The following is an 11,368-nucleotide window of genomic DNA, read 5'->3' on the forward strand; positions in this document are numbered from 1 at the left end:
GTGCGTCGAGGACTCTGGTTCCCCGCCGGCCCCGGTTCTCACTTCTTCCCCTGATTTTCTGCGGACTTTTTCCCGCGGCGCACGGTGATCTCATGGCGCGCGGCATGCCGCGGCAGCGTGGCGAGCACCGCACCCGGATCGATCGTCGCGGCAGTCGCCGGGTCCACGACGATGACGGCGAGCCGGAACTTGTCCTCGCCGGCCGTGTCCGGCCTGGTCACCTCGCAGCTGAAGGTCCGGCCGCCGGGGCAGGGGCTCTCCGGCCGGTAGGCGCCGCCGGACCCCTGACGCGACAGCAGCCAGACCTCGTAGCCGTCGAGTTCGTGGCCGCCGGAGTCAGCCGTCCCCGTGACGGTCGTCGTGCCGGTGATCGTCTCCCCGTCGCGCGGCGAGGTGATCCTGACGGTCACCGGGGTGGCTCGTGGCCTGGCCGGCGTTGGCTGCTCGGCGGCCGTCGTGGAGGCCGCCGGCTGCTGTGCGGCCGTTGAGGGTGGCGCGGTGTCGATTGTCATGGTGCTGGGGCGGGCCGTACTGCCCATGCTCGCCGGTGAGGTCGGCGGCGCGGAGGCTTCGTGGCCGGGCGACTTCGACGGGGAACGGCCGAAAGGTGCCAGGCCGGGCGGTGCGCCTGACGCGGGGGTGGACGGTTCCGGGGTGACAGTGGCTGCTTCCGGCGGCCGGGCTTCGTGGTCGCGGGCGCTGCCGCGCAGGGCCGGTCCGGCGAGTGCCAGGGCGGCTACGCTCCCCACCGCTGCGACCAGAACCACGACGCGGACGTCGGTTCTCTGCGCCCGGTGCAGCGGCCGTCCGGTCCCATGGTCAGGGGCGCGCCTCCTCACCCGGTCGGGCACGCGCGGGGTGACATCCATCCAAGCGCCTTCCGCATGGTCCGATGCCGCCGGGAGGACGTCCACCTGAACACCGCCCGGCAGCAGGTTCAGCGCGAATAACCCGTTATGCCCCGATTCGGATGCGGGCGTTGCGTGCGCCGCCACCCTCTCTGTCCGTCGACCACCCCCTCTGGCCAGGCCGCCCGCTGACCGTGGGCAGCCCCTCAGCCGACCTACCCACTGCCCGGGAATCCCCCCGGCGGCCGCGCCCCGCTGACCGGCGAGCGCCCCGCTGCCCCGTGACAGTCCTGCTGCCCGCGACCGTGCTGCTGCCCCGCGACCGTGCTGCTGACCGCGACCGTCCTGCCGCGGCGGCGGGGTTCAGGTGTTGCGGCGCAGGGCGTCGGGCCAGCCGCGGACCTGGTCGGCGTCGCGGGCGCCCGGACCTACGTAGTCGGCGGACGGCCGGATGATTTTGCCCAGGCGTTTCTGCTCCAGGACGTGCGCGCTCCAGCCGGCGGTGCGCGCGCACGCGAAGACGGCCGTGAGCATCTCGGCGGGGACGCCGGCGAAGTCGAGGACGACCGCGGCCCAGAACTCCACGTTGGTCTCCAGCACCCGGTCCGGCTTGCGCTCGCGCAGTTCGGCCAGGGCGGCGATCTCGAGTTCGCGGGCGGCCTCGTAGCGGGGCGCACCCAGCTCACGGGCGGTCTGCCGCAGGATCCGGGCCCGCGGGTCCTCGGCGCGGTAGATCGCGTGACCGAAGCCCATCAGCCGCCGGCCGCTGTCGAGCACCTGCCGCACGTAGGAGCGCGCGTCCGCCCCGCCCTCCACCGCCTCGATCATCGTGAGCGCGCGGGCCGGGGCGCCGCCGTGCAGAGGGCCGGAGAGCGCGGCCATGGCGGCGGACAGGCAGGCGGGAGCGTCGGCGCCGGTGCTGGCGACCACCCGGGCGGTGAACGTGGAGGCGTTCATGCCGTGTTCGGCGGCACAGATCCAGTACCGGTCCAGCGCGATGACGTGCCGCGGGTCCGGCTCCCCCCGCCAGCGGATCATGAACTGCTCGGTGACGGTACGGCCGGCGTCGACCAGGTGCTGCGGCACGGCGGGCAGGTCGCCGCGGGCGGCCTGGGCGACGTACGAGAGGATGGCCGCCGACGCCCGTGCCAGGTCGTCGCGGGCCCGGCGGTCCTCGATGTCGATCAGCTGCCCGAGCTGCCACTGCGCGGCCAGCATCGACACGGCCGCCTGCACGTCCACCCGGATGTCGCCGGTGCGCACCGGGATGGGTAGCGGCTCCGCCGCCGGCAGGCCTCGTTCGAAGTCACCGTCGGCGAGCAGCCCCCACACGTCACCGAAGGAGACCTGACCGGCGAGCGACTGGATGTCCACGCCGCGGTAGCGCAGCGACCCGCCGTCGCGGTCCGGTTCAGCGATCTCGGTGTCGAACACGACGACACCGGCAAGCCCTGGATTGACAGTCAACATGCCCTCAAATCTGAAATTCGGAAGACTTGATGTCAATGTTGATCCAGTCAACATGAGAACATCAGCACATGACGAGAAGTGGGGCCTGCCGATGAGCTCCGATGCGCTACTGACCACCGAGCAGGTGGCCGAACGACTGGGGGTCAAGCCGGCCACCGTCTATGCCTATGTGAGTCGCGGCCTGCTCACCAGCGTGCGCAACGCCGACGGGAAGAACAGCCTGTTCAGCAGGGACGAGGTGGACACGTTCGCGGCGAGCCGCAAGCGGACGGCCACCCCGGCGGTCCGGACCGGGATCACGCTGATCAAGGACGGCGGGCTCTACTACCGGGGGCGGGACGCGACGGTGCTCGCCGGGACGGCCACCTTCGAAGCGGTGACCAGCCTGCTCTGGACGGGAGACCTGGCGGACACCGAGTTTCCGGTCGACTACGACCTGATCGGCCTGGCCGCCGCGGTGACCCGTCCGCTGCCGGCGAGCGCCCGGCTCACCGACCGGCTCCGGGTCATCGTGGCCGCCGTCGCCGCCGCCGATCCGCTGCGCTTCGACACGGCGCCGGCCGCGGTCGTCGCCACCGGCCGTCAACTGCTCGCGACCATGGTGCACGCCCTGCCGCTGTGCATCGGGGTCGCCCCGGCCCGGCGGACCGGCCTGGCCGAGGCCCTGTGGTTCCGGGTGTCCGCCGATCCGCCCACCCCGGCCGGGTTGCGCGTCCTCGAAGCGGCGCTGATCCTGCTCGCCGACCATGACCTGGCCGCCTCCACGCTGGCCGCACGGGTCGCCGCCTCCACGCGCGCCCACCCCTACGCGGTGGTCGGCGCCGGCCTCGCCGCCCTGGACGGTCCGCTGCACGGGGCGGCGAGTGCTCTCGCGTACCCCCTGTTGCTGGAAGCCGTGAACGGCCTGGATCCGGTCGCCGGCATCTCCGACCGCCTGCGTGCGGGTCTCCCGGTGCCCGGCTTCGGGCATCCGCTGTACCCCGGTGACGATCCGCGCGCCACCAGGATCTTCGAGCTGTTGGGCGACGGGCCGGTGCGGCAGACCGCGATGCGGCTGGCGGACGCCATGCGCGCCCGGTCCGGCACCGCCCCCAACGTCGACCTGGCCCTCGCCGCCCTCGCACTGCACCACCGGATGCCGCCGGACGCCGGCGAGGCGATCTTCGCGGTGGCGCGGACCGCCGGGTGGCTCGCACACGCCCTGGAGGAGTACGCCGACCGGCCGTCCCGTTTCCGCCCCAGTGGGCGTTACGCCGGTCGTCAGCCGGGCTGACTTCGCTTTGGCGCACTCGTGGTCCGTGCAGGATCCATGAGTTCGACTACCGTGAATCTCATGACAGCCGGACGAGTCGGCTGGGCCGTCCTCGGGACGCTCCTGATGGCAATAGCCGTCGTCACGGGCGTTCGGTACGGCGTGGCCGCGATGATGACCACGGTGGTGTTCGCCTTCCTGCCGCTGGTCCGATGGCGGCCGCTGCGGACGGCGTGGATCCCGCTCGCCGCGCTGGTCGCGTTCACGGTGTGGCCGGTGTGGCCACCGCTGTTCGGTGCGGGGCTGGGCTGGCTGATCGGCATCGCCGGCGTCCGGGTGTTCAGCCGGGCCGACGAGCGTGCGGCCGCCGCCGAACCGGGGCGGCTGGGCATGCGGGTGCTCGACCTCGACCACATGCCCGGGCAGGTCGCGGAGTCGGATCCTGCCGCGGCGCGGGTCGTTGAGCCGGCTCCCGCACCGCCGAGGACGCCGCGCAGGCCTGGGCCGCGGGCGGGGCGCGCCTCCGTCCCGAAGCCGGCGGCGCAGCAGCCCGGTGCCTCCGCCGACCGGCCGGGCCCTGCGGTCCCCCCTGCAGAGCCGAGACCGGGCGCCAGGGCGGAGCCGTCGCCCGTGATCGATCCGGGGCGGAGCCCGGAGGCCGACGAGCCCCGGGCTTCGTCGCAGCGCGAGGCAGAGACGCCGGGCCGAACCGGGCACCGGCCCGGCGCGAAGCCGGAACCGAAATTCCCGGCGAACCGGACGCCGCGGGCCGCCGCCAGCCCGGAACCGAAGAACGCGGCGAAGCCGAAACCGCCGGCGAGACCCGAGCCGGGAACGGGGCCACGACCGGGGCCGGCCGCAAGGCCGAGGCACGGTCAGGAGCCGGGCGCGGGCCGTTGACCAGCGGCGGACACGGGTCGGGCCGGGCGCCGAAGCGGGGTGGGACAGCTCGGCCGAAGCGGGCGCGACCGCCGCCCCGGGCCGTCGTAGGCTTCCGGCATGACCTCACCCGAGCCGCAGGAGATCAGCCTGCTGAAGGCGTTGCATTCCACGCCGGCCCGCCGTTACCTCTCCGACCAGCCGATCAGCGACGACGTGATCCGGGCGATCCTGGACGCCGCCATCCGCGGGCCGTCCGCCGGGAACGGTCAGTTCTGGAGCTGGATCGTGGTGCGGGACCCGCAGACCAAGCGGCAGATCGCCGAGTGGTACAGGGAGGGCTGGGAGCGGCATTACGGCTCGCGGCGGGAACAGATCCTCAACGCGCCGGAGGGCGAGGCGCTGAGCAAGCGGAGTTTCCTCTCCGCCGACCACCTGGCGAACCACCTGGAAGAGGCCCCGGTCTGGATCTTCCCGGTGATGCTGGGCGCGGCGAGGTCGACGAATCCGCGGCTGGGGTCGTCGATCTACGGGGCGGTGCAGCAGCTGATGCTGGCGGCACGGGCCTACGGGATCGGGGCGACGCTGACCACGCTGCACGTCGGGCACGAGGAGGACGTGCGCAAGCTGCTCGGTCTGCCGGACGACGCGCTGACCATGGCCTTGATCCCGCTCGGCTACCCGAGCAAGGGCCGCTGGTCGCAGCCGAAACGCCGGCCGCTCGACGAGGTGGTCCACTTCGAGCGCTTCACCCCACCGGCCGAGGCCTGACCAGCACGCCGGCCGGCCGCACGGCGGCCGGCCTGACCAGCACGGGGGCCGGCCTCAGGACGGCCGGCCTGACCAGCGCGGCGGCCGGCCTCAGGACGCCAACGTCGCATAGCGGCCGCCGTCGCGGAGCAGCGAGTCATGCGTGCCCGACTCCAGGATCCGCCCATGGTCGATCACCGCGATCTGATCGGCGTCGCGCACTGTGGACAGCCGGTGCGCGATGGTCACCGTCGTCCGGCCCCGCGACAACTCGTCGAACGCCCGCTGCACCGCACGCTCCGTCTCGTTGTCCAGCGCGCTGGTAGCCTCGTCGAGGACCAGGATCCGCGGGTTCCGCAGCAGCGTGCGCGCGATCGCGATCCGCTGCTTCTCGCCGCCCGAGAACCGGTGCCCGCGCGAGCCGACCATCGTGTCGTACCCGTCGGGCAGGCGTGCGATCAGCGCGTGGATCTGCGCCGCCGTCGCCGCCGCCGCGATCTCGTCGTCGGTGGCGTCCGGCTTCGCGTACCGCAGGTTCTCCCGGATCGTCGTGTGCAGCAGATAGGTCTCCTGGCTGACCACACCGACGATGCCCGCCAGGTCGGCCAGCGACAGCGACCGGATGTCGACGCCGTCGACGGTGACGCGGCCGGACGTCGGGTCGTGGAGGCGCGCGATCAGCGCGGCGATGGTCGACTTGCCCGACCCGGTCTCCCCCACCAGCGCGAGCGACGTCCCGGCCGGGACGTCCAGACTCACTCCGGCGAGTGCCGCGGTGCCGCTCCGGTCGTACGCGAAAGTCACGTCCTCGAACCGCAGGTGGCCCCGCACCCGATCGAGCCGCACCGGGCTGGCCGGCTCCTCGATGTCGACCGGCAGGTCGAGGTATTCGAAGATCCGCGCGAACAGGGCGAGGGAGCTGGTCAGCGTCACCCCGACGTCCAGCAGGCTCATCAGCGGCCGGAACAGGTTGCCCTGCAGGGCGGTGAACGCGACGAGCGTGCCGATGCTCATCCCGCCGGCCGCGAACGGCAGCCCGGCGGCCAGGTAGATCGCCGCCGGGATCACCGCGAACACGATGCTCATCGCGGCCATCCGCCAGCGCCCGGCCAACTCGGAGCGCAGCTCCAGGTCGATGAGCCGCCGCGACGACGAGGTGAAGCGGGCGATCTGGGCGTCGCCGGCGCCCATCGTCTTGCTCAGCTGGATGCCGCTGATCGACAGGCCCTCTTCGATGATCACGTTGAGGTCGGCGAGCTCACGCTGCCGCTCGGCGGTGATCTTCTGGCGCATCCGGGCGACCCGCCGGGTCAGCAGGACCGCCGGCGGCAGCGCGATCAGCGACACCAGCGTGAGCTGCCAGGACAGGGCGGTCATCGCGACCAGTGTGGCGATGACGGTGGTGAAGTTCGCGGCGACCGAGCCGGCGGTGGAGGTGACCACCTGCTGCATGCCGCCGATGTCGTTGGTGATCCGGGACTGCACCTCGCCGGTGCGGGTGCGGGTGAAGAAGCCGACGGACTGCCGTTGCAGGTGCGCGAAGACCTCGGTGCGCAGCCGGTGCATGACCCGCTGACCGACCGAGGTGGAGATCCACGTCTGCACGACGCCGAGCACGGACGTCACCGCGGCGACCGCGACCATGCCGCCCACCAACCAGACGAGCAGGCGCAGGTCGGCCCGCGGCAGGGCGACGTCGATGACCTCGCGCAGCAGGAACGGCGAGATCATCGCGATTCCGGAGGAGACCACGATGACGGCCACCACGACGGCGAGCTGCCGCCGGTGACCGTCGAAGAGGGCGCCGATGCGGCGCAGCGAGACGGAGCGGGCCTGCGCCTTCTCCGCGGGGGTCGGGCGAGGTGCCGCGCCGCGGCCGGTCATTTTCGCCAAGAGCAGACCTTTCTGGTACGCCCCGGACTCACCGTGTCCGGTCAGAGGCGTCCACGGGGCTTGGGGAACGATGCTGAGGTTACCTCAACGTGAGGGTACAACCGCAACCGTTGCTACCTTGTTCCCGTGGAAGACGACTCGCTGCTCGAGGTGTTCTGGGCGGTTACCCGGCGACTGCGGCACCGAACCCGCGTCGCCCTCGAACCCTGGAACGTCTCACCGTCCCAGTCCCGCGCCATCGGCATGCTGATGAGCCACGGCGAGATGCGGCTCAGCGCGCTCGCCGACCACCTGCGCATCGCCCCCCGCTCCGCCACCGAGGTCGTCGACGACCTGCAGACCCGGGGTCTCGTGGAGCGCCGCCCCGACCCGGCCGACCGCCGTGCGATCCTGGTCGCCCTGACCCCCGCCGGCACCGCGACCGGCGAGGCGATCCGCCAGGCCCGGGCCGCCGAGGGCGAACGCCTCTTCGCCGAGTTGAGCGCCGCCGACCGCGCCGACCTGTCCCGCATCCTCCGCAAACTCCGCGACTGACCGCCTGCAGCCCGCTCCCGCCGACCCCACGGCCGGCTCTCAGCTCTGTTCCGGCAGCCCAGCCCGCACGACCAACCTCATCCTCCACGGCCGGCTCCCAGCGGCCCGGAGCGGCGGTCAGGGGCGGTGGAGCAGCCGCACGGCCAGGCCCGCCGCGCCGGTGGCGCAGAACAGTCCCAGGTAGACACTGTCGATGACCGTCACGAACCCCGTGACGTCCAGCGCCGCCACCGCGCCGATCGCGACCAGGAACCAGACCATCGAAACCCGCGCCACGTGCGCCGCGGCGTCCCGTGCGGCCGGCCCGCGCGCGGAGACCTGCCCACCGGGTTGCACCTGCAGCGAGGCGGCGAAGTCGTCCGCCGCCGCGGCCAGGGTCGGCGCGTCGACCACGCCGCGCATCGCCGTCTCGAAGCGGGCCAGCGCCGCGCGGGCACCGGCGTGCTGCGGGCCGAGCCGGAGCGCCTTGACGACCGCCTCCCGCGCGCTGAGCGGCCGGCCGATCGCGAACAGCGCCAGCCCGTACGTCAACCAGAGGTCGGCGTCGTACCCGGCGAGCTCCACCGCGATCCGCAGCCCCTCGGCAGCCTCCGCCGTCAGCCCCGCGGCGAGGCGGGCCTCGGCGAGCCGGTGGAGCAGACGCGGGTTGCCCGGGTCGTCGTCGCAGGCCAGACCGGCCGCCTGGATCGCCTCGGCGTGCTCGCCCAGCGCGGTGCAGGCCCGGCTCACCCAGAACAGCGTCTCGGCGCCGTCCGGGTCGAGCTGCCAGGCGGCGCCGGCCGCGCGCAGCGCGCCGTGCGGGTCGCCCATGTCGAGCCGGGCCCGGGCCATCCGCTGCCAGGCGCCGATGTTGCCGGGCTCGCGCCCGACGAACGGCGCCAGCAGGTTCGCCGCGTTGTGGGCACGGCCGCGGGCCAGAAGGTCGTCGGCTTCGATCAGCAAGGGCTCGGTTCGCACGCCGCTTCCATCGGCGGCGCGCGCCCCGACCTACGGAACCCGCCCGTTGCTTGCCGGTTGCGCTCCGCCGTCGCTGGGCTGCCCCGCCGCCGGCCGGGCGCGCAGCTCGTCGCGATAGGTGACCAGTGCCTTGGCCATCCCGCCGAGGAACTTCTCGACCGCCTGCAACTCGTCGACGCTGAACTGCTCCATCACCGCGTCGGTGTGCGGGCGCAACGGCGTGAAGAACGCGATCGCCAGCGCCATCCCGGCGTCGGCGTACCGCAGGTGCACCACCCGCCGGTCGCTGCTCTCCCGGGTGCGGCGCAGGTGCCCGCCCCGCTCCAGCCGGTCGATCAGCGCGGTGGTCGCCCCCGACGACAACCCGATCGCCTCGCCGAGGCGGCCGGGCGTCAACGGGTTCCCGTCGCGTTCCGCCTGCATCACCGCGAGCAGGGCGTGCATGTCCGTCGCGTGCAGCTGGTTACGGTTCGCGAACGCGTGGCCGATGTGCTGCGCCTCACTGCTGTACACGTTCAGCAGGTCGACGAGTGTCCTGCGCAACCGCTGGCGTTCGGCGGCTTCTGTCCCTTCCACGGGCCCCAGTGTTGCAGATGCCTCCCCAGTGGTGAACAATCTCGACTATAAAGATTCTTAGTCTTGGAGGATTCATGAGAAGGGCATGGGCGACACTGTTGCTGGCCCTCGTGATCGGCGGGACGGTGTTCGCCCTCGCCGGCACGACCCGGACGGACAACGACCAGACCTCCTCGCTGCCGGCTTCGGCGGAGTCGACCCGGGTCGCGCAGCTGCAGAAGGAGTTCCCGTCGGGGCGCACCAACCCGGCGCTGATCGTCATCACCAAGGGCGGCGCCACGCTCACCGAGGCCGACCTGTCGAGCGTCCAGGACCTGGGGCAGCCGATCCTCTCCGAGGACCGCCAGGCCGCCCTGATCACTGTGCCGCTGCCGGCCAGCGGGGACAGCGACGAGACCATCCGGGTCGTCGACGAGCTGCGCACCGCGGCGAAGGACGGTCTGCCCGCGGGCGTGACGGCACAGGTCACGGGCGGGGCCGGCTTCGGCGCCGACCTGGCGAACAGCTTCAGCGGCGCGAACACCAGGCTGCTCATCGTCACGGTGGTCGTGGTGACCGTGCTGCTGCTCATCACGTACCGAAGCCCGATTCTGTGGATCGTCCCCCTGGCCGTCGTCGGCTTCGCCGACCAGCTGGCGGCCAAGGCCATCGCGCTCTATTCCGAGCACACCAGCCTGGCCATCAACGGGTCGACCACCGGCATCGTGACGGTGCTGGTGTTCGGCGCCGGCACCAACTACGCGCTGTTGCTGATCTCCCGTTACCGGGAGGAGCTGCACCGGCACGAGAACCGGTTCACCGCCATGTCCACCGCGCTGCGCGGGGCCGGTCCGGCCATCGCGGCGAGTGCCGGCACGGTGATCCTGGCGCTGTTGACGCTGCTGCTGGCCAGCCTGAAGACGAACGCCGCGCTCGGCGTCACCGCGGCCACCGGCGTGGCCATCGCGGCGGTGTTCGCGCTGGTCGTGCTGCCGGCCGCGCTGGTGGTCTGCGGCCGCGGCCTGTTCTGGCCGTTCATCCCGCGGGTCGGGCAGGGCGGTCCGGAGGACGGGAAGGGCTTCTGGGCCCGGGTCGGCCGCATGGTCGTACGCCGTCCGGTGGTGGTGACCGTGGTCTCCGTGGCGATCCTGGGTCTGCTGGCGATGGGTGGCCTCGGCACCAGGGTCGGCCTGTCGCAGACCGAACAGTTCCGGGTGGAGGCCGAGTCGGTGGCCGGGCTGGAGTCGCTGAGCCGGCACTTCCCGGCCGGTGCGGCCGGTCCCGCGATCGTGCTGACCGCCCCGGAGAGCGCGGACGCGGTCCTCGGCGCGGTCAGCGACACCCCGGGGGTGGCGCAGGCCCGGATCGGCGAGCGCACCGGGACGTGGGTCAGCATCAGCGCCGTGCTGGAGGCGGCGCCGGACACCGAGGAGGCGTTCGACACGATCCGCGACCTGCGCGAGCGCCTGGACGGGGACGTCCTGGTGGGTGGCAGCGTGGCGACCGCCCTGGACACCCGGGACGCCAGCCGTCACGACCTGGCGGTGATCGTGCCGGTGATCCTCGCGGTGGTGCTGCTGATGCTGATCATCCTGCTCCGGGCGCTGGTCGCGCCGCTGCTGCTTCTCGTCACCGTGGTGGCCAGCTTCATCGCGTCGCTCGGCGCCGGGGCGTGGCTGTTCCGCAACGTCTTCGACTATCCGGCACTGGACACCTCGGTGCCGCTGTTCTCGTTCCTGTTCCTGGTGGCGCTCGGGGTGGACTACAACATCTTCCTGGTCACCCGGGCCCGGGAGGAGACGCCGGCGCGCGGCACCCGGGAGGGCATGGTGCACGCGCTGGCTGTCACCGGAGCGGTCATCACCAGCGCGGGCATCCTGCTGGCGGCGGTGTTCGCGGTGCTCGGTGTGCTGCCGGTGGTCACGCTCACCCAGATCGGCGTCATCGTCGGCATCGGCGTGCTGCTGGACACGCTGCTCGTGCGCACGGTGCTGGTCCCGGCCCTGGCCACCCTCACGGGTGACCGGTTCTGGTGGCCCGGCCGGCCGCAGGACAAAGCCGTGCCCGCCACGGACGAGCCGCGGGAGACTCCACACCCCGCCCACGCCGACCGATGATCGTGTGGTGGGGGCGGGTGCGTTCCCCCCCCCCCACCCCCCCCCCACCCCACCCCAAGCGGGGGGGGGGGTGTTCGGGGGAGGGGGACGAGGGCTGGGGGGGGGGAGCAGAG

Annotated in this window: 10 protein-coding genes; 5 read left to right on the forward strand and 5 right to left on the reverse strand. The window is 72.8% G+C overall.

Annotation, left to right across the window (positions count from 1 at the left end; all coding sequences use genetic code 11):
• Positions 1-38: 38 nt before the first annotated feature.
• Entirely contained in the window at positions 39-995 is a 957-nt protein-coding gene (locus AC0NH5_RS20620; RefSeq protein ID WP_474406168.1) for a hypothetical protein, read from the reverse strand.
• A 216-nt stretch (positions 996-1,211) separates the two neighbouring features.
• On the reverse strand, positions 1,212-2,318 hold the full coding sequence (locus AC0NH5_RS20625; RefSeq protein WP_474406170.1) for a citrate synthase 2: 1,107 nt from the start codon (positions 2,316-2,318) through the stop codon (positions 1,212-1,214).
• Positions 2,319-2,370: 52 nt separating this feature from the next.
• On the opposite strand from AC0NH5_RS20625, the gene AC0NH5_RS20630 reads away from it, so the two are divergent.
• The 3 genes from AC0NH5_RS20630 (at position 2,371) to AC0NH5_RS20640 (ending at position 5,220) form a co-directional block, all read left to right on the forward strand.
• Entirely contained in the window at positions 2,371-3,591 is a 1,221-nt protein-coding gene (locus AC0NH5_RS20630) for a citrate synthase family protein (RefSeq protein WP_474406172.1), read from the forward strand.
• Positions 3,592-3,651: 60 nt separating this feature from the next.
• On the forward strand, positions 3,652-4,470 hold the full coding sequence (locus AC0NH5_RS20635) for a hypothetical protein (RefSeq protein WP_474406174.1): 819 nt from the start codon (positions 3,652-3,654) through the stop codon (positions 4,468-4,470).
• A 99-nt stretch (positions 4,471-4,569) separates the two neighbouring features.
• The gene (locus AC0NH5_RS20640) at positions 4,570-5,220 is read left to right on the forward strand and encodes a nitroreductase family protein (RefSeq protein ID WP_474406176.1); all 651 of its coding nucleotides are present in this window, start codon (positions 4,570-4,572) and stop codon (positions 5,218-5,220) included.
• A gap of 90 nt (positions 5,221-5,310) precedes the next feature.
• Here AC0NH5_RS20640 and AC0NH5_RS20645 read toward each other — a convergent pair whose 3' ends face one another.
• Positions 5,311-7,083: an ABC transporter ATP-binding protein gene (locus tag AC0NH5_RS20645; RefSeq protein WP_474406218.1), complete on the reverse strand. Its 1,773-nt coding sequence runs from the start codon at positions 7,081-7,083 to the stop codon at positions 5,311-5,313.
• A gap of 135 nt (positions 7,084-7,218) precedes the next feature.
• On the opposite strand from AC0NH5_RS20645, the gene AC0NH5_RS20650 reads away from it, so the two are divergent.
• Positions 7,219-7,626, forward strand: a complete 408-nt coding sequence (locus AC0NH5_RS20650) for a MarR family winged helix-turn-helix transcriptional regulator (protein WP_474406179.1) — start codon at positions 7,219-7,221, stop codon at positions 7,624-7,626.
• A 117-nt stretch (positions 7,627-7,743) separates the two neighbouring features.
• Here the strand turns inward: AC0NH5_RS20650 and AC0NH5_RS20655 are convergent, their stop codons facing one another.
• Both AC0NH5_RS20655 and AC0NH5_RS20660 read right to left on the reverse strand, forming a co-directional pair.
• Positions 7,744-8,583, reverse strand: coding sequence for a tetratricopeptide repeat protein (locus AC0NH5_RS20655; RefSeq protein WP_474406182.1), 840 nt, complete (start codon positions 8,581-8,583; stop codon positions 7,744-7,746).
• 30 nt (positions 8,584-8,613) lie between these two features.
• Positions 8,614-9,159 carry a MarR family winged helix-turn-helix transcriptional regulator gene (locus AC0NH5_RS20660; RefSeq protein WP_474406185.1) on the reverse strand — a complete coding sequence of 182 codons (546 nt, stop codon included), beginning with the start codon at positions 9,157-9,159 and terminating at the stop codon, positions 8,614-8,616.
• A 74-nt stretch (positions 9,160-9,233) separates the two neighbouring features.
• On the opposite strand from AC0NH5_RS20660, the gene AC0NH5_RS20665 reads away from it, so the two are divergent.
• A complete protein-coding gene (locus AC0NH5_RS20665; RefSeq protein ID WP_474406187.1) occupies positions 9,234-11,255 on the forward strand; it encodes an MMPL family transporter in 2,022 nt (673 codons plus the stop codon).
• Positions 11,256-11,368 lie beyond the last annotated feature (113 nt).

It is taken from the genome of Actinoplanes sp. 13, from assembly GCF_056134165.1.